We start from the raw sequence: 17,811 nt of genomic DNA on the forward strand, positions 1-17,811 counted from the left end.
GGAGTGCGAGTACGAGAGATCGAGCCTCGCCCCTTTATGCCACTGAGTGGCACTTGCTTTCAAGTGGCGTTCGCTTCTCCATGGCGCCCCCGCTAGGCTGACGGCATGCCCGACGCCGTCCAGGACCGTGACCGACTGCCGCTCCGCGAGCGCAAGAAGCTGCGCACCCGGCAGGCGCTGATCGACACCGCCCTCGACCTGTTCACGGAGCGGGGCTTCGACGGGGCGACGCTCGACGAGCTGTGCGAGCGGGTCGAGGTCTCCAAGCGCACGTTCTTCCGCTACTTCACGAGCAAGGAGGACGTGGCGATGGCGCCGACCCAGGACATGTGGACGGCGCTGCTGGAGGACCTGGAGAGCGTGGCCCCCGGGGACCGCACGCTGCTGGAGACGCTCCAGGACGTGCTGCTCGACGCCATCGGGCGGATGCCGGACGACGGGGACGACGGATGGGCGCGGCGCGTCCGGCTCAGCCGCAGGCTCGCCGAGCGGTCACCGTCGATGGACGCGCACGGGCTGCACTTCTGCGACCGTACGGGGCAGGCCGCGATCGACGCGCTGCGCCGCCGGTTCGACCTGGGCGACACCTCGGACCCGCGCCCCCGGCTGGCGCTGGACCTGGTGACCTCCTCGTTCCACTGGGCCCTGCACACCTGGATCGCGCGCCCCGGCACCCCGGGGCGCGCACGGCTGGCGGACGATCTGCGGGACGTGTTCGCGGCCGTACCGGGAAGCCTGACGCTGAAGCCAGGCCCGGCTTCAGCGGCACGCTAGGGACCCCGCCCTCAGACGTCCCCGAACGACGGTGCGCCCGGCTCGGGCGCGAGGCGGGTGACGCGGGCCGTGAAGCTGATGGCGTGGTACCAGCCGCAGAGCATCAGCAGCTCCAGCGCCTGCTCCCGGGTGAACTCGGCCGTCAGGCGGTCCCACAGCGCGTCGTCCAGGTCGTGCTCGGCGTGCAGCGCGTCCGTCATGTCGAGCAGCACGCGGTCGCGCTCGTCCGTCCAGCAGGGATCGGCGCTCGATCCGTGCGTGAGGGAGCTGATCTGCGCGTCCGTCAGCCCCGCGCGGGTGGCGAAGCGCGCGACATGGACGCCCCATTCGTACGCGCTTCCGCACAGCGCGCAGGTGCGGTCGATGACGATCTCGCGCTCCCGTACGCCCACGCCGAGGCGGCGGCTGAGCTGGTACGCGCCCCAGCCGTGCGCCGCCTCGGCGAGCGGGACGCTGCGCGCGAGGGTGCGGAAGAGGGCGAGGGGGCGTTCGTCGCCGGGCATCATGCGGCGCAGCACCGCGTCGGCGTCCGGCGGGTAGGGGGCTTCCAGGGGTGGGACACGCGGAGTCGGAGTCGGAGTCGGACGCGGAGTCGGAGTCGGAGTCGACGTCATGGGTCAGGTCCTCCTTCGGCCGGGGCGGTCCGGCGTGATTCGGTTTTCGAAGCACGCCGCCGCGCCGCACGCTACTGCTTCTGTTTCCGAAGCACCAGCCCCCGGCCCCGAGCTCCCGGAGGGCCTACCCCCGCGCCCGGTGGACCTCGATGTCGCCGTAGCTCGTACGAGCGCGGATCTCGACCGTCTCCCCGCTGCCGGGGCCCTCCGTGGGTTCGAGGGAGCTGTGGACCGTGCCCGCCTTGGAGTTGACGTCCAGCCAGGCGGCCGTGCCGTCGCGGACGCCGATCTGGAGGTCGCCCGCCGAGGTCTCCAGGCCGATCGCGCCCCGGACGACCTCGCCGAGGCGGAACGAGCCGTTCGCGGCCCTGGCCGTGACGTCGCGGTGGGCGCGGCCGACGGTGGCGCCGCCGTTGGCGAGGCGGAGCCGCAGATCGCCGGTGATCTCACCGATATGAGTCTCGCCGTTGGAGTTCTTGACGACGGCCTCGCCGTCGATCTCCGCGATCCGCACCTCGCCCGAGCCGGTGGTGATCTCGGCGTGGCCCTCGACGCGGTCCGCGACGATGTCGCCGTACTGGGTGGTGAGCCGCACCGCCTCCGTACGGCCCAGCCGGATGTCACCGGCCGAGGTCTTCAGGCGGCACTCCCCCAGCGCGCCCTCGCAGACGAAGTCCGCGAGCGAGGCGACGCCGTCCAGCCGCGAGCCCTCCGGGAGCGCGATCTCGACGGTGACCGAGCCGGGCCTGCCGAAGAGGCCGCGCGCCTTGGGGGACCTGACCTGGAGCGTTCCGTCCGTGTAGGCCACCCGGACCTGCTCGACGGCCTTGCGGTCGGCCTCGCTCGCCTCGGAGCTGGGGCGCACGGTGACGGCGGTGTCGGCGCGCGCGGAGGCGTCGATACGGACGGCGCCGACCGTCAGCTGGAGCGAGACGGTGATCGGGCCGGGGGTCTCGAAGCGCTCCATGGTCAGCGCACCCAGCCGGTGAGGCTCTGCTTGCCGCGGCCCGCGCGCCCGCTGGACCCGCCGGGCCCGGTCTCGCGCCGGGCCGCGCCGCCCTCGGGGTCGAGCGCGGAGGAGAGGGCGCGGACGAGCCAGGCGTTGAGAGAGAGGCCCTCGCGCGTGGCGGCCTCCTCGGCGCGGACCTTGAGCTGGGCGGGCAGCCGGAGGTTGATCCGCGAGGTGCCGCCCTCGTCGGCGGCCATGGCCGCGGAGGCGGCAGCGGAAGCGGAAGCCGCCGGTGCCGTCCCCGGTTCCCCCGCGGACCCCTCTCCCTCACCCCCCGGCGGCGCGGTGACGACGAAGTCGGGGTCGAGGCCGCGCAGCCGTACGTCCACGGAGCCGGGGGCGAGTTCACGGGTGATCTCGCCCATGGCGTCGGAGAGCACGTTCAGCAGGGCGAGTCGGGTGGCCGACTCCAGCGGCGCGGCGAGGCGTTCGGCGAGGGCGCGCGCGTCCTCGCCCCCGGCCTCGGCGGCTACGGCCAGCTCGCGCCGGAGGTTGTCGACGTACGGCGTAAGGTCCATGGCGCCATTATGGCGCCACCCGCGCACTGTCCCACGCGCTCTCCGCGCGGTACGGCCGGAGGCGGCCCCCGCGCTGTTAACTTGCCGCGCATGGGCCACGACCACGGGCCTCCCGGCGGCGCGCTCTCCGCCGGGGGACGGCACCGCAGGGCGCTCACGATCGCGTTCTGTCTCACCCTCGGCTACGCGGGCGCCGAGGTCGTCGGGGGCATCGTCTTCGACTCGCTCGCGCTGCTCTCCGACGCCGCGCACATGGGGACCGACGTGCTGGGGCTCGGCATGGCCCTGGCCGCGATCACCCTGGCGCGCAGGCAGGGGCCGCGGCAGCGCACGTACGGCACCTACCGGCTGGAGGTGCTCGCGGCGCTCGCGAACGGGGTCCTCCTCTTCGGCGTCGCCGTCTACGTCCTGGTGGAGGCGGTGCGGCGGTGGGGCGAGCCGCCCGAGGTGCCGGGGCTGCCGCTGCTGCTGGTCGCGACCGGCGGCCTGGTGGTGAACCTGATCAGCTTCCGGCTGCTCTCCTCCGGCGCGAAGGACAGCCTCAATCTCAAGGCCGCCTATCTGGAGGTGCTGGGGGATCTGCTCGGCTCGGTCGCGGTGATCGTGGGCGCCGGGCTGATCCTGCTGACGGGGTGGCGCTACGTGGACCCCGTACTGGGCGTGGGGATCGGGGTGTTCATCCTGCCGCGCGCGGCGCGGGTGATGGCGCAGGCCGTGCGGATCCTGATGGAGGCGGCGCCGCCAGGCCTCGACGTGGCCGCCGTGGAGGGGGACATGGCGGCACTGCCGGGCGTGGCGGAGGTGCACGACCTGCACATCTGGACGGTCACCTCGGGCATGGACGCGGCGAGCGGCCATGTGGTGGCCGAGCCGTCGAGCCGCCCGACGGAGGTGCTGGAGAGGGTGCTCGCGCTGCTGGACGAGCGGTACGGCATCACGCACGCGACGATCCAGGTCGAGGAGCCGGGACAGCGGCGCGACGGGCGCGAACACCCGGAACATTAAGGGCAGATCGGACATCTCGCGAGCCGGGGGGAACCGGGCATTGCGCAGATCACATCCAAACCCCCCATTCCTGTGACGCTTGTCTCCGACGGCTATGTCACACCGGGCCCGCCGGTTTCACTCGTACTCGCACCACCTGCACAGACGCGACTCAGGGGTGTCAAGCGCCTTTAACGATCTTTGCTGGAGCTTTTGGACGCATCCGGACACGTGTGCTTACTGTCGCTCCGCTCGACCCGCTCGTCTCTTCCCCGTGGCGAGCAGCCGCGACTGTAAGGAAACGAAAGACCATGCTGTTCTCCGGCAAGGGCCGTCACCGCCGTCCCTCCAAGGCCGTCCGTATCGCCACCCTCACCGGTGTCGCGGGTGCCGCTGTCGCCGTTCCGCTCATGTCCGCCACCGGCGCCCAGGCCGCCTCGGTCGACACCTGGGACAAGGTCGCCCAGTGCGAGTCCGGCGGCAACTGGTCCATCAACACGGGCAACGGCTACTACGGCGGCCTGCAGTTCAACAACTCCTCCTGGGCCGCCGCCGGTGGCACCAAGTACGCCCCGCGTGCCGACCAGGCCACCAAGGCTCAGCAGATAGCCACCGCCGAGCAGCTGCTCAAGATGCAGGGCCCGGGCGCCTGGTCCTGCGCCGGTGCGGGCAACCTGTCCGCCGGTGGTCCCTCCGCCAACGTGAACCCGGGTGCCTCGCAGCAGCAGCAGAAGCCCGCGCAGCCGAAGCCGGCCCAGCCGCAGCAGAAGCAGCAGGCCGCGCCGAAGCCCGCGCAGCCCAAGCCCGCGCAGCCGCAGCAGCAGGCCCCGAAGCCCGTGCAGAAGCCGGTCCAGAAGCCCGTCCAGCAGGCCCCGCAGCAGGCGCCGCAGACCGGCAAGGGCAACTACACCGTCAAGGCCGGCGACACCCTGTCGTCCATCGCCGCCGCGCACGGCACCTCCTGGCAGAAGATCTACCAGGCGAACAAGGCCACGGTCGGCGGCGACGCCGACCTCATCCTGCCCGGCCAGAAGCTGCAGATCGGCTGACGCCGACGCGCCTCTGCCGCAGCGCAGACGTATCGCAGACCGCCGTGGTCCGCGCCCCTACCCCCGAGGGCGCGGGCCACGGCCTTTGCGTACCCGGACGTCCTACGTGAGCCCGTCCGCCCTGTCGATCGCCTCCGCCAGGGTCGAGACGGCCCCGTCGCCCGTCTCCTTCGCGAGGCCGCGTGCCTCGTCGCGCAGCTCGCGGAGCGAGGGTGCGCCGGGCAGCGCCGGGCCGGGGGCATCCGCGCGCAGCGCGTGCGCGAAGTACGCCGCCACCGCCGCGAGCCGGAGCCGGGGCGGCGTGCCCTCCGCGTTCTCGCCCCACAGCCCGTCGCCGGTGAGCGCGCCCACCCCGATCCGCCGGGTCCGCTCGTGCGGCGCGCGGGTTTTCGGGTCCTGCCACCGTACGGTCGCCCGCGCGGCGTTCCCCTCCGCGCCGTCCTTGAGGCGTACGGCGTAGAGCGCGGTCACGGTGTGGCCGGGGCCGATCTCGCCGCCGTCGACGGAGTCGTTCCGGAAGTCGTCGTCGGCCACGCGGCGGTTCTCGTAGCCCAGCAGCCGGAAGCCGTCGACCGTGTCCCGGTCGAACGTGACCTGCGCCTTGGCGTCCCGGGCGCGCAGCACGACGTTGCGGGGCAGCTGGTCGACGAAGACCTCGCGGGCCTCCTTCTCGCCGGAGACGTAGGCGGTGTGGCCGTCGCCCCTGTTGGTGAGGCGCTCCATCAGGTCGTCGCCGTAGTCGCTGCCGACGCCGACGCCGAAGAGCGTGATGCCGTGCTTCTTCCGGTTCTCGGAGACCTTCTCCAGGATCGAGCCCGCGTCGGTGCTGCCGGTGTTGGCGAGCGCGTCGGAGAGCAGCACGACGCGGTTGGTGCCGCCCTCGCGGATGCCGTCGGCCGCCTCCTCGTACCCCCGGGTCACGCCCGCGCCGAGGTTGGTGTCCTGCTGCGGCTCCAGTCCGCGGACCGCCTCGCGCAGCCGTTCGCGCCCGCCGCCGCCCAGCCGGGTCATGGGCAGCACGGTCTTCGCGGTGCCGCTGAAGGTGACGAGGGCCGCCGAGTCCTCCGCGCGCAGCTGGTCGGCCGCCATCCCCAGCGCCTTCTTCGCGAGGTCCAGTCGGCCCGGCTCGGCCATGGAGCCGGACACGTCGAGGACGAAGGTCAGCGCGGCGGGCGGCCGGTCGGCCTCGGGCGCCTGGTCCTGGGTGGCCAGCCCGACGCGCATCAGCGACCAGCCGGGCCGGGTGGTGCGCGCCCCGTCCGCCGAGACGGCGAAGCCGTTGCCCTCGGGGCGCGCGTAGTCCTGCTGGAAGCTGTTGACGAACTCCTCGGTGCGGACGGTGCCCGGCGCGGGCAGCCGTCCGCTCTTCAGGGTCCGGCGGGCGTAGCTGTACGAGGCGGTGTCCACGTCCAGCGCGAACGTCGAGCGGAAGTCCGGCCGCCGCGAGGGCTCCCCGGACTCACCGGACTCCCCGGCCGCGTCCTGCTCACCCCGCGGGCCCTCCTTCACGTAGCCGCCGCCCGGCCCCTTCGCGTCGGGCGCGGGCCGGGAGCCGCCCTTCTCCGCGTGGTCGGCCGAGTCCGTCCCGCCGCCGCCCGAACATCCGGCGGCCAGCAGCGCGGCGGCCGTCGCCGCCACCGCCCAGCGCCCCGCCGTCCGTACCCCCGCTTTCCGTACCTCCGCTGTACGCCTCATCCGTCCGCCCCCGATTTCCGTGTCCCGCGTGTCCCGCTCCTGACGGGAATGTGACGCACGACGGGCGTTTCCGGCCCCAGGACGAGGGTTGCGAAGACGTGACGATACGGACGCGGAGCGGCTCGTTCCGTACGAGCCGCTCCGCTACGGGACGTTCCGCTACGCGCGTGCCGCGGGCTGCCAGCCCGGGGCGAGTTCGTCGAGGAGCGCGGCGGTGCGGGGCGGCAGGCCGCGGTCGGCGCCGTGGAGCTGGGCGCTGCGCTCGGTCACCCAGGTCACGGCCTCGCCGAGGAGCGCCTCCTCGCCGGTCGCGTGGGCCGTGCGGAGCAGCTCCTCCCACAGCCGTTCGTCGGCGGGCGCGGTGCGCAGCGCCGACCGGACCGCGCCCAGGGCCCGGTCCGGCTCCCCGGCGCGGACGTGCTCGGCGGCCAGCGCGAGCCCGGTCTCCGCGACGATCAGCGGGTGCTGGGCCTCGGCGGTCTCGTGGGCGAGCCAGGCGTAGCGGCCCTCGGCACGGTCGGCGAGCAGCGGGCCGCGGGCCAGCTCCATGGCGTCGGCGAGCTGCCGCCCGCGTACGGCCGCCGACAGCGCGGCGCCGCCCGGTCCCGTGGTGCCGTGGTGCAGGGTGCGCAGCACGTCCCAGTCGGAGACGACCGAGGGGGAGAGCACCAGCCGTCCGTCGCCGTCCACGGTCAGCCGGGGTCTGCCGTCCGGGTCGTGGCCCAGCCAGTCGCGCAGCCGGGCGACGAGCGCGTCCCGTACGTCGTCGGTGACGCCCTTCGGCCACAGCGCGGAGGCCAGCACCCGGGGGTGCACACCCTCGCGGTGCAGCAGGAGCAGCGCCAGGGCCTCGTGCAGCTGCCCGCTGCGGGACTCCTCGGGCTCGGGCAGGCCGAGGATCTCGTACGGGCCGAGCAGGCGCGCGTAGACGGCGGGGCGCCCGCCGTCGCTGAGGTCCACCCGGAAGCCGGGCCCCCGCTCCTCCCCCGCGCCCCCGGCGGCGCTCTCCGTGGCGGCGAACAGCTCGACCACGGCGGCGCGCAGATGGTCGGGGAGGAGCTGGGCGCGCAGTTCGAGCCCCATCTGCGGCGCGCGCAGCACGCCGTCGGGCGCGATGTCGAACTCCCAGACGGCGCCGGGCAGCTGCCGCCGCGCCGTGCTGACCAGGAACCCTATGCCGAGCGGGTCGGAGGCCCCCGCGAGCGCCGCGAGGCGCGCGGCCTCCTCGGGCGTCGGCTCGGTGCCGACGACCACGAGGTGCGGCACCCACTGGTGGTCGCCCCGGGCCGTGCCCGTACGGGCGGCGAGCACGGTGTCCTGACCGGCGCCGCGCAGCGCGCTGCGCCGTACGCCCGACTCCGTCTCCAGCGCCTGCAGCAGCCCCGGCAGGTCGGCGACGTGCCGGACGCGGGCGGGCGCGAGCGGCGCGAGGTCCGCGCCGAAGCCGACGAGGGTGAGCGTCATCCGCTCCGCCCAGCCGCTGGTGGCCAGTTCGGCGACGAGCGAGGCCAGCATGGCGGAGCGCTCCTCGGCCTCGCCGGTGACGGTGACGAGCCCCGGCACCGACTCCAGGTTCAGCAGCAGCCGCGCGTCGCCGCGCATGCCGAGGCTGACGAGACCGGGGTACGGGGGCGCCACCGAGGCGTCGACGTCCACCCGGGTGTGCGCGCGCTGGATGCTCCAGAAGCTCGCGCTCTGCCCGAACCGCCAGGGGGCCGGGGGCTGTCCGCACTCCTCGGAGAGCTGGAGGTGCAGCTCCTGGTCGGTCAGCCAGGCCGCGTAGACGACCGGCAGGGTCCTGCCCTGCGCGCCCAGGTCCTCCGAGAGCCCGCGCAGCGCGCGGTCGAGGAAGCGGACGGCGCCCGGGTCGGCGCCCACGAGCAGCGCTTCCCGTACGACGGCGGCGGGCTCGGACGGCGGCGGGAAGTCGTGCGCGGGCGTCCGGCCGCCGCCTCCGGTGGCGGCCCTCCACAGCGCCTCCCGGCGCCGCCTGCCGAGCGCGGCCAGCAGCCCGGCGGCGAGCAGGGGCGCGCCGATGAGCGCCGCGGGCAGACCGATCGCGGGACCGCCGTCGTCCCCGCCCTGCCCCGCCTCGGCCTCGGGCGTGTGCTTCTCGTCGGCCCGTACGTCCGTCCTGGGGTCGGCCACCTCGGGCTCCGGCTCCGGCTCGGGCGCCGGGTCGGCCTCGGGGGCGGACGGTGCCTCGGACGGCGCCTCCGCCGTACGGTCGTGCCGCGCGCCGGAGTCGCGGTCCTTCGTGTCCTTCTCGCCGGTCGCCGTGTCCGGTGCCGGGCGCGCCTCCGCGTCGCCCGCCGTGTCGCGGTCCCGGTCCTCGCGGGGCGGGTCCTGGTCCGAGCCCGACAGGTCGGTGGACCCCTTGTCGCCGGTGCCGGGCACGCCCGCGTGCGCCAGGTCGGAGCTGGGGTCCTTCTTGCCGGAGCCGTCGCCCTTCTCCCGGTCGGGCTCGGGCTCGGGCTTGGGGGCGGGCTCCGGCTTCTCCTGTCCGGTGCCGCCGTCCCGTACGGCGTCGTCGTCGGAGCCGCCCTTGTCCCCGTCGGCCTTGTCCCGGCCGCCCTTCTCGGGGACGTCCTCGGCGATGTCGTCGGGCTGGTCGATGCCGGGGCCCGAGCCGTCCTTCGACTCGTCGGGCAGCGCGGGCTCCCGCTCCTCGCCCGGCCGCTCCGGGACGGACTGCTCCTGGCGGTCGGGGGTGTGCTCGGTCGGCGGGACGTCGAGCTTCTCCTCCTTGCCGTCCCGTTCCTCCGGCTTGTACGGCGACTCGGACGGGGTCTCCCGCTCCGCGCCGCTCCTGTCCGCGCCGCCCTTGTCCGCGCCGTCCGGCTGCGAAGGGGTGCCCGGGTCCCGCGTGCCGCCGTCCGGGCTCTGCGAGTCCCAGTTTCCGCCGTTGCCCTGGTACTCCTCGATCTGCTGGCGCTGCCGCTCGCTGATCTCCGGGGCCTCGTCGGGCATCTCGACCAGTTCGCCGCCGTGCGCGTCGGCGGGCATCTCCATGATCCAGCCGGGCCGGATGAGGCTGGCCTCGGAGAGCTTGGAACCGTCGGGCTGCACACGGTCCTTGTTGAGCCGGTAGACCTCCTTGTACCGGCGGCCGTCGCCGAGGTGGCGCTCGGAGATCTCCCAGAGCGAGTCGTGGTGACGGCCCTCGGGCGGCTGGATCCGGTAGAACTTCGTGGAGCCCTGCGTGCCCCCCGCCTTACGGGCCTCGCCCGAACCGCCGGTGCTGTACGAGGCCGGGGTGAGCTGGTCGCTGCCGCCCATCGTGCCCATGCTGGAGCTGCCCGAGCCGCGCCCGTCCGCGTGCCCCACGCCCGTACCGTGCGCGCCGTGCTGGCCCGGGAGGAGCTGGGCCGAGGCGACGGTGCGCCCGTCGTTCTGGTTCGGGAAGGACTGGCCGAGCTGGGCGATGCCGGGCGCGAAGCTCGCCGCGGTGGAGCCCAGCAGCAGCACGGCGGCGACGAGCTGGCGGGCCAGCATCTGGCTCGGCCCGGCGCCCGGCACGCGCGCGGGCAGTCCGACGCCCGAGACGGCGGCCTTGACCTCGACCAGCACGCACGCGGTGAACTGCGCCCAGGCCAGCCACACCACGACCGTCAGCACGTTGATGAACATCCCCGCGCTCACCTCGTCCTGGAACGCGTCCAGGGACGGCAGGCTGTGCGGCAGCGGCCAGCCGATGAAGTACGCGAGGGCGCCCGGCACGGCCACGAGCAGCACCGCCAGCGCGAGGAAGGCGAAGAACGCCTTCATCACGTCGCCGAACGTCCGCCGGGTCCGCACCTGGACGGGCGTACGCGAACGGGGCGTACCGGAGGGTCCGGAAGGTGTGGTGCTGCGGCGGGCCATGTCGTGTGCTCCCCGTGAGACGTCGTCGCTGATGCTGTGGAGTTCCTGCTGCTTCCCGTCCCGCCTATCCCGTCACGGACTCGGCCTTCGCCGTGCCGTGGACCTCGACCGGCTTGGTGTAGAAGAGGCCGGTGAGCACGGGCCGGTAGGTGAGCCGGATCCGCACCTCGACCTGCTGCGCGCTGGCGGCGACGCACCCCGAGGCGGCGACGTCGGCGCCGGACAGCCCGGACTGCTGCGCGAACTCGGTGACGCGTGGCTGGCAGTTCTCGTAGTTGATGGGCGCGTTCTTGCCCTGGCTCTCGCGCAGGGCCTCCTCGTCGATGTCCTGCGCCGCGTACCGGGCGGCCTGCTCGGCGATGTCGGCGGCGCGCTCGCGCTGCGAGATGGAGAGACCGCCGTCGACGACGAAGGCGGCCAGCACCATGAAGAGCACCGCGAAGAGGATCACGGCCCCGGCCCCGGACCCCCGGTCGCCTTCCCGTCTGTGCCACTCCCGCAGGGCAGCGAGCCGTGACTCCAGCGCCTGCCCGGCACGTCCTGCCCTCGCCCTGTCCGCGGCCGGGCACGGGCTGCCCGATGCCGTGCGTCGCGGACCGCCGGCGCGCGTCGCGCTGGGCGCGCAGTTCCCCGCGCCCCTTGGGGGCGCAGATGTGCGCGTGACGCGCCCGTTCACCCTGTCCTCCGGTACGGGTCGATCGGTGAGCTCGACTTGCCGGTGATGGTCTTGCCGATGTCGAGGCCCAGCATGCCGAGGCCGCGCACCTTGCAGCTCACCTCGACGGTGAAGATGCCGCCCGAGCGGTAGTCGCCGCCCGCCTGCACCTCGACGCCGTTGGCGCAGGTGTCCTGGAGGGTGGCCTCGGCCGCGTCGCGGGCGGCCGCCTCGGCGACGCCGAAGTCGCCGTGCTGGAGCGATCCCGCGCGCGCGGCGTCGCGGGCCGCGCCGTCCACCTGGCCACGCCCGTCGACCAGTTGGCCGAAGGCGACCAGCACCAGGATGAACAGCATCATGACGGGCGCGAGGATCACGACCTCGATGGTCGACAGCCCCTTGTCGTCGCGTACGTCCATCACCCACCCCCGTCCGGGACGAAGCGCTCGACGGGTCCCTGCGAGACGGCGTGCACGGTGAAGTCCAGCCCGGGGAAGACCGAGGGCACCTTGGCCTCGATCTCCACGCCGACCGTGTCCTGCTGCGGCTGGAGCGTCGTGACGTCCGGCTTCAGCACGAGCTGCGGGCCGAGCTGGTCGATGTACTCGCCCACCTTCGCCTGGGCCTCGCCGCGCCAGCCGCCCGCGTTGGCGTCGGCCTGCTGGCGGGCCTTGCGGGCACCCGCCTGGGCCGCTGCCTGGGCCACGTGGTCGGCGAAGAAGTAGAGCGCGAACTGCACGGTGGCGAAGATCAGGAAGAAGAGCACCGGCGTGAGGATCACGAACTCGATTCCGCTCATGCCGCGGTCGCCGCGGTCGGAGATCTCCTCCCACCTGCGGCGTACGCCCCGCACGAACCGCTCTCTTCGCACCTGCCGACGCCCTCGTCCTCGTCCCCGTCCCCGTTCCGGCCCCGCGGCCCTAGTCGCAGGTCCCGTTGGCGTCCGCGTCGTCGATGCAGTCGCTCACCTTGTCGGCGCCGTTCTTCAGCGCCATGTTGATGATCGCGGCGACCACGCCCACGATGGCGACGACGACCGCGGAGATGATCACCCACTCGACGGCCGAGGCGCCGCGGTCCAGCTCGCCGGAGCGGGCCCGCTGGATACGGCCGCGGAGGAAGGTCACCATCAGGTCGACGGCGGGGTGGCTCGTCGGTTTGAAGGGGTTCACCGGCATCGTTCTCGGTCCTTTCGGAAGAGGAGCAGTGGGGGGCAGGGAGGGCCCGGTCAGATCTGGAAGACGCGCATGGCCGCGGGAAAGATGAGAAAGACGAGAAAGCCGGCACACAGCATGAGCTGTGCGACGAGCATCGACTGCGACTTCTCCCCCGCGCTGCCCTCGATCTCCGCGAGCTCCCTGTGACGCATCGTCTCCGCACGCGAGGCGAGCGAGGCCCGTACCTTGGCGCCGTCGTCGGCGACCAGCGCCAGCGAGGCCGACAGGTCCTTCAGCTCGTCCACGCCCAGCCGTACGCCGAGCTGGCCCAGGGCCTGCCACTGGCTCTGCCCCGTGATCCGCGCGTCCGCGAGGGCGTCCTGGATCCGGCGCAGCGCCCAGCCGTCGCTGACCTCGCTCGCGGCCTTCAGCGCCTCGGGCAGACCGCGCCCGCCCGCGAGGTTCATGGCGACCAGGTCGAGATAGGCACCGACCACGCGCCGCAGGTCACGCCGCTTGTCGGCGGCGTCCCGCCGGACCTCCAGGTCCGGCAGCATGAAGAAGACCCCGGCGAAGAACAGCGCCAGCCACACCGGAATCAGCGGGCTCTGCCCGAACCCGGCGAGCCAGGCCAGCGAGAAGAGGAACGGGCCGAAGAAGAGCCCGGCCGCGGCCAGCAGCACCTTCGTCGCGAGGAAGTTCTCCCAGCCGCGCTCCAGCACGTCCAGGTCGGAGCGGAGGCTGCGCATCTCCCAGCCCTGCCGGATGTAGAACGCGGCGAGCCGCTCCCCCAGCCGGGCCCGGGACTCGGCGAACGGGCCCGTCAGTTCGGGCCCGGTGGCCGCGCCCGGCAGCGGCTGGTGCGCGGCGCTGCGGGCGCGCAGCGCGTCGATCTCGGCGACGGAGGCGACGGCGCCCTTCTTGCCGGGCGCGATGGCCCGTACGAGCAGGAAGAGGCCGATCCCTATGAGGGCACCGGTCAGCGCGGTCAGCGTGAACGTGTTCATCGGGGCAGCGCCTCCTGGGAGGAAGCGGGCACGCCGTTCGCCGAACCGGCGCCGGGCTGCTGCCCGTCCCGGGGCGTCAGCGAGCCCGGCTCGGCGCGGGCCAGGAACCGCTCGGGCGTCTCGATCCGCGACAGCTTCCGCAGCCACCAGAAGCCGCAGGCGAACATCGCGCACACGCACAGCAGGACGACCTGGCCGAGCGGGGTGCCGTAGGGCTTGACGAAGTCCCGGTTGAAGACGGCGAGGCCGAGGACGAACGCCACGCTGACGCCGACCACGATCTGCACGCTGCGGCGCGTCGAGGCTCGCTGCGCCATCACGCGCTGCCGCATGTCCACTTCCTCACGGGCCGACTTGGCGAGCGCGCCGAGCACCTCGCGCAGACCGGGGCCGCGCAGCCGCGAGTTGAGGATCAGCGCGGCCACCACGATGTCCGCCGAGGGGTCGTTCAGCTCGTCGGCGAGGTGCTGGAGCGCGTTCGGCAGCGGCGTACGGGCGCGCAGCCGGTCGATCAGCGCGTCGAGGTGCGGACGCAGCGAGGGCGCGGCGGCCCGCGCCGAGGCGGGGATGGCCTGTTCGAGGCCGACGGCGCCCGCGATCGTGTCACGCAGCGACTCGGTCCAGGCGGCCAGCGCCTCCACGCGGCGCATGGCCGCGCGCTCCTCGGCGGCGCCGCCGAAGAGCCGGTCCCAGAGGAAGACGAGCACTCCCGTGGCGATCGCGGCCACCGGCCAGCGCGTCAGCAGCAGCACGAGGAGCCCGCCGCAGACCGCGATCGAACCCCGCTTGCTCATGAACCGGGCCAGCTCGGAGGCGCGTTCGCCCGCCTCCTCCTTCTCCGCGTGCGACTTGGCGGGCAGCCCGCGCACCGCGACGATCAGCAGCGCGATGCCGCCGCCCACCGCGATGCCGCAGCCCAGCGCGTACAGCGTGTCCAGGGAGAAGATGCCGCTCATACCACCTGTGACAGGCACTTCTCACCCCCAGTTTCCGGTCGGCTTGTATCCGTAGACGGACAGCTCCTGCACGCAGGAGATCGGGGCGTGGGCCAGCAGCCGCCCGTCGGGCGACTCGGCGAACACCTCGCTGGAGAGCACCCGGCCGTCCACGCCGTTGATCTCCCGTACGGAGGTGACGGAGCGGCTGAGGCGCCCGCCGGTCTGGTAGGCGTTGCGCCGCTCGACGAAGACCACGAAGTTGATCGCCCCGGCCACCAGCATCTGGCTCGCCTCGATGGGCAGCCGCTCGTTGGCCTGGAGGGCGTAGGTCGAGATGCGGTTGAAGACCTCGCTGGAGCTGTTGGCGTGAATGGTGGACAGGGACCCGTCGTTGCCCTGCGACATCGCGTTGAGCATGGTGACGATCTCGTCGCCGAGGACCTCGCCGACGATCACCCGGGACGGGTTCATACGCAGCGACCTGCGCACCAGTTCGGCCATGGAGATGGTGCCCTGGCCCTCGGAGTTGGGCAGCCGCTCCTCGAACGCGACGACGTTCGGGTGCAGCTCCGTGAAGTGGTCGAGCCCCAGCTCCAGGGCCCGCTCCACGGTGATGAGGCGCTCGTGCGGCGGGATCTCGTTGGCCAGGGCCCGCAGCAGTGTCGTTTTGCCCGCGTTGGTGGCGCCCGCGATCATGATGTTCTTACGGGCGCGGACGGCGGCGGTCAGGAAGCTCCCGAGCTCCGGCGTGAGCGTCCCGTTCCCCACCAGGTCGGAGACGAAGACCTTGCCCATCCGGGCGCGGCGGATGGAGAGCGCGGGACGCCGCGTCACGTCCATCACGGCCGAGAGCCGGGAGCCGTCCGGGAGCCGGAGGTCCAGCTGCGGGTTCGCGGAGTCGAACGGGCGTGAGGAGAGGCCCGAGTAGGCGCCCAGTATCTGGATCAGCTCGACGAGCTCCTCGTCGGACTCGGCGACGGGCTCGCCGCGCGTCTCGTGCCCGTTGGCGTAGCCGATGAAGACCTGGTCGTAGCCGTTGACGTCGATGTTCTCGACCTCGGGGTCGTCCAGCAGCGGCTGCAGGCGGCCCACGCCGAAGAGCGCGGCGTGCACGGCCGCGGCGTACGCCTCTTCTCCGCGCGCGTCCGGAGGGGTGCGCCCGGCGGTGATCTCCGAGCGCGCGTACTCCTCCAGGATCTGCGCGATGACGGCCCGTGCGAACTGCCGCTCGTCCTCGGTCGTCATCGCCGCGACGCCGGACGCCTGATCGATCCTGCGCTGCTCCGCGATCCGGTCCCCGGCTTCTTGCCGGAACCGCTTCACCAGGGTGTGGTCGACGGTGGTCTCACTCATCGCGGCATCCCCCGCTCCCTGCGGTAGTGCCGGGCAGGGGCTGCCCCTTGCTGTGCGTTGCGGGGTGCGCCGTGCGCGGTGGCTTGTCGCGCAGTTCCCCGCGCCCCTCGCTCTTCCACTGCGCTTGGGAGGTCTGCGCAAGGCGCAGGGCTGGCAAGCGCAGCCCCGATGCCGGGTGCGTGGTGTTCACTGACCCGCCCCTTCTGCCCTCGGCAGTCGGAACTGCTGGGTCTCGTCGGGAGTGGGCTGGGGCTGTGCCTGGGCTCGCGCCTGGAGGTTGTTGCCACCCTGGAGACGCCGGGCACGCGCCTGTTCCAGGTCCTGGGAAAGAGGACGAGGCTGAGGCTGCGCCGGTGCCGGGTTCTGCGGCATGGGCTGAGCCGGAGGCTGAGGCTGAGGCTGGGCCGGGCCCTGCGGGAGCTGGCCCGCGGGGCGCTGACCGGCGGTCAGCTGATCCGGCGCAGAGGGAGCGGGCGTCCACGCCGCCCCGTACTGCCGGTGAAGGTCGACGGCGACCTTGCGCACCGACCGTACGAGCATCGACTTGTCGACGCGCCCCCTCCGCCGCCCGGCCAACTGCGCCGCCCCGGCAGGGTCGTGCGCGAGCACACCCAGCACCTGGGCCCCCGCGCGGGAGGCGACCAGCATGTCGTTGACCTGACCGGCGATCTTGGCGCTGCCCTGCGCGTCGGCGATGAGCACCACCCCGATCAGCGGCTGGGCGAGCTGCGCCGCGCCCCGGTGCCCCCCGTGCAGCCGCGCGGCGAGCGTGGCGGCACGGTCCCGTACGCGCGCGAGCTGTTCGGGCTCTGTACGGGTGAGCAGCAGCACCAGCGCCGCGTGCTCGAAGAGCGCGACGGACGCCGCCTCGGGCCCGACGCGCCCGCAGTCCGCGATCACGTCGGCCGCCGAGGCCGGTTCCGGCACGTCGGCGAGCGTGGCGAAGGCGCGGCCGAGGGTGTTCCACTGCCCGGCGAGCCCCGCGGACTGCTCCGCGTTGCCGAGCCCGACGAGGACGTCGAGCCCGCCGGAGATCCGCTGGGTGTGCTCCCAGAGCTGCTGCGGGGCGAGGCCGCGGCGCGCGCTCGCGGCGAGCGAGAGCATGCCCGTGTTGGGTTCGAGCGGGCCCCCGTCCGCGCTTCCGCTCCGGTAGACGAGGTCGCCGCCGGCCGTGTCCACCTCGGCCAGCAGCGCGCGGCGCGGCCACACCGCGGACAGGGCGACCGCCGCCGTGGTGACGCCCGGAGCGCCCTTGTCCGCGGCGAGTGCGATCAGCGCCATCTAGCTCCGCACCTTCTTCCCGCTGTTCCCCGTTGCACTGCCATGCCCTCCGTCGCCGGTGAGAGCGGGAGCCCGGTCAACTGCCACTTCCGGACCCGGGTCCGAGAACCAGTGACACTTCCCCGCTGGAAGCGGCCGCGGTCAGATCGGCGGCATCGCTTTCGTCGACGACGACGGAAACCGGCAGATCTCCGCTGAACGAGGAATCCTCGGTGTTCTTCTTGATGGACTGCACCTTCGCGCCGTCGGTAATCAGCGTGTCGGTCCGGCTGGAACTCCCGCCGCCCGTGCCGCCATTACCGGAACCGCCCGTGCCGCCGCCGGTGGAACCCCGGTCGCCCACGCGGTACGCGGCGACGGAATCCCCTTCTTCGATCCTGGCCGGATACTGGCCGCTCTTCAGGGAGAGACCGACGACGACCTTTCCGTCCGCCAGCCCCTTCTCCTTGGTGAGCATGCTGCCCACGAGAACGGCGCCGTCGACGAGATCGCTGGCGGCGCGGTACTTCTTCAGCAGACCGCGCTGCTCCCAGCGGACGTACTTGATGTCGCTGTCCTCGGCCACCATCACCGATTTGATCGCCGAGTCCGGCACCGGCTGCCCCTGGGGCACCCGCTCCGTGACCGCGATCGCCTCGATACGGTCGCCCGCGCGCATGACCAGCACGGTCGCGCCGAGCGCGCCGAGCAGCACCAGCAGCACGGCCAGGGCGGCCAGCGCGGGCTTGCGCTCCCTGGGCGCCGAGGGCAGCCGGTCCCCCGCGAGGGCCGTACCCGTGGCCGCGCGATTCGCACCCGCGGCACTGCGCTCCTGGGTCTTCATATCACCACCCCCGTCACCATTTGCACCAACTAACCCCCGTCACCGCTATGTCGGACATACCCTCGTGAACCGACAGGTGACCACGCCTGG

The 17,811-nt window shown here is 73.4% G+C and carries 16 protein-coding genes and 1 pseudogene; 3 read left to right on the forward strand and 14 right to left on the reverse strand.

Features of this window, described 5'->3' with window-relative positions:
* The first annotated feature begins 105 nt into the window (after nt 1-105).
* A complete protein-coding gene (locus ACGF3A_RS31185) occupies nt 106-774 on the forward strand; it encodes a TetR/AcrR family transcriptional regulator (protein ID WP_393733724.1) in 669 nt (222 codons plus the stop codon).
* An 11-nt stretch (nt 775-785) separates the two neighbouring features.
* On the opposite strand, the gene ACGF3A_RS31190 is transcribed toward ACGF3A_RS31185, so the two are convergent.
* The 3 genes from ACGF3A_RS31190 to ACGF3A_RS31200 all read right to left on the reverse strand — a co-directional run bounded on the left by ACGF3A_RS31190 (nt 786) and on the right by ACGF3A_RS31200 (nt 2,915).
* The gene (locus tag ACGF3A_RS31190) at nt 786-1,388 is read right to left on the reverse strand and encodes a carboxymuconolactone decarboxylase family protein (protein WP_393733725.1); all 603 of its coding nucleotides are present in this window, start codon (nt 1,386-1,388) and stop codon (nt 786-788) included.
* Between the two features lie 124 nt (nt 1,389-1,512).
* Nucleotides 1,513-2,355, reverse strand: coding sequence for a DUF4097 domain-containing protein (locus ACGF3A_RS31195; protein WP_393733726.1), 843 nt, complete (start codon nt 2,353-2,355; stop codon nt 1,513-1,515).
* A 2-nt stretch (nt 2,356-2,357) separates the two neighbouring features.
* Nucleotides 2,358-2,915: a toxin-antitoxin system HicB family antitoxin gene (locus ACGF3A_RS31200; RefSeq protein WP_393733727.1), complete on the reverse strand. Its 558-nt coding sequence runs from the start codon at nt 2,913-2,915 to the stop codon at nt 2,358-2,360.
* A 90-nt stretch (nt 2,916-3,005) separates the two neighbouring features.
* On the opposite strand from ACGF3A_RS31200, the gene ACGF3A_RS31205 reads away from it, so the two are divergent.
* Together ACGF3A_RS31205 and ACGF3A_RS31210 are read left to right on the forward strand one after the other, a co-directional pair.
* Entirely contained in the window at nt 3,006-3,920 is a 915-nt protein-coding gene (locus tag ACGF3A_RS31205) for a cation diffusion facilitator family transporter (protein WP_393733728.1), read from the forward strand.
* Nucleotides 3,921-4,210: 290 nt separating this feature from the next.
* Entirely contained in the window at nt 4,211-4,948 is a 738-nt protein-coding gene (locus ACGF3A_RS31210) for a transglycosylase family protein (protein ID WP_393733729.1), read from the forward strand.
* A 102-nt stretch (nt 4,949-5,050) separates the two neighbouring features.
* On the opposite strand, the gene ACGF3A_RS31215 is transcribed toward ACGF3A_RS31210, so the two are convergent.
* The 11 genes and pseudogenes from ACGF3A_RS31215 to ACGF3A_RS31265 form a co-directional block, all read right to left on the reverse strand.
* On the reverse strand, nt 5,051-6,643 hold the full coding sequence (locus ACGF3A_RS31215; RefSeq protein ID WP_393733730.1) for a VWA domain-containing protein: 1,593 nt from the start codon (nt 6,641-6,643) through the stop codon (nt 5,051-5,053).
* A gap of 159 nt (nt 6,644-6,802) precedes the next feature.
* Nucleotides 6,803-10,507 carry a hypothetical protein gene (locus ACGF3A_RS31220; RefSeq protein WP_393733731.1) on the reverse strand — a complete coding sequence of 1,235 codons (3,705 nt, stop codon included), beginning with the start codon at nt 10,505-10,507 and terminating at the stop codon, nt 6,803-6,805.
* Between the two features lie 64 nt (nt 10,508-10,571).
* Complete coding sequence (locus tag ACGF3A_RS31225) at nt 10,572-11,030, reverse strand: Tad domain-containing protein (RefSeq protein WP_393733861.1); 459 nt, start codon at nt 11,028-11,030, stop codon at nt 10,572-10,574.
* 149 nt (nt 11,031-11,179) lie between these two features.
* Nucleotides 11,180-11,581: a TadE/TadG family type IV pilus assembly protein gene (locus ACGF3A_RS31230; RefSeq protein WP_393733732.1), complete on the reverse strand. Its 402-nt coding sequence runs from the start codon at nt 11,579-11,581 to the stop codon at nt 11,180-11,182.
* The gene (locus ACGF3A_RS31235; protein WP_393733862.1) at nt 11,581-11,961 is read right to left on the reverse strand and encodes a TadE family protein; all 381 of its coding nucleotides are present in this window, start codon (nt 11,959-11,961) and stop codon (nt 11,581-11,583) included. The genes ACGF3A_RS31230 and ACGF3A_RS31235 overlap by 1 nt, the downstream gene beginning before the upstream one ends.
* Nucleotides 11,962-12,082: 121 nt before the next feature.
* A complete protein-coding gene (locus tag ACGF3A_RS31240; RefSeq protein WP_344531902.1) occupies nt 12,083-12,340 on the reverse strand; it encodes a hypothetical protein in 258 nt (85 codons plus the stop codon).
* 50 nt (nt 12,341-12,390) lie between these two features.
* The gene (locus ACGF3A_RS31245; RefSeq protein ID WP_393733733.1) at nt 12,391-13,326 is read right to left on the reverse strand and encodes a type II secretion system F family protein; all 936 of its coding nucleotides are present in this window, start codon (nt 13,324-13,326) and stop codon (nt 12,391-12,393) included.
* Nucleotides 13,323-14,282, reverse strand: coding sequence for a type II secretion system F family protein (locus ACGF3A_RS31250; RefSeq protein WP_393733734.1), 960 nt, complete (start codon nt 14,280-14,282; stop codon nt 13,323-13,325). The genes ACGF3A_RS31245 and ACGF3A_RS31250 overlap by 4 nt, the downstream gene beginning before the upstream one ends.
* Nucleotides 14,283-14,303: 21 nt before the next feature.
* Nucleotides 14,304-15,617, reverse strand: coding sequence for a CpaF family protein (locus ACGF3A_RS31255; protein WP_393733735.1), 1,314 nt, complete (start codon nt 15,615-15,617; stop codon nt 14,304-14,306).
* Nucleotides 15,618-16,016: 399 nt separating this feature from the next.
* Nucleotides 16,017-16,898 (reverse strand): annotated as a pseudogene (locus ACGF3A_RS31260) (hypothetical protein); the annotation flags it as partial.
* Between the two features lie 76 nt (nt 16,899-16,974).
* Nucleotides 16,975-17,721, reverse strand: coding sequence for a hypothetical protein (locus tag ACGF3A_RS31265; RefSeq protein ID WP_393733736.1), 747 nt, complete (start codon nt 17,719-17,721; stop codon nt 16,975-16,977).
* Nucleotides 17,722-17,811: the final 90 nt, after the last annotated feature.

This window comes from Streptomyces sp. NPDC048172 (genome assembly GCF_043202595.1).
Lineage (GTDB): Bacteria > Actinomycetota > Actinomycetes > Streptomycetales > Streptomycetaceae > Streptomyces.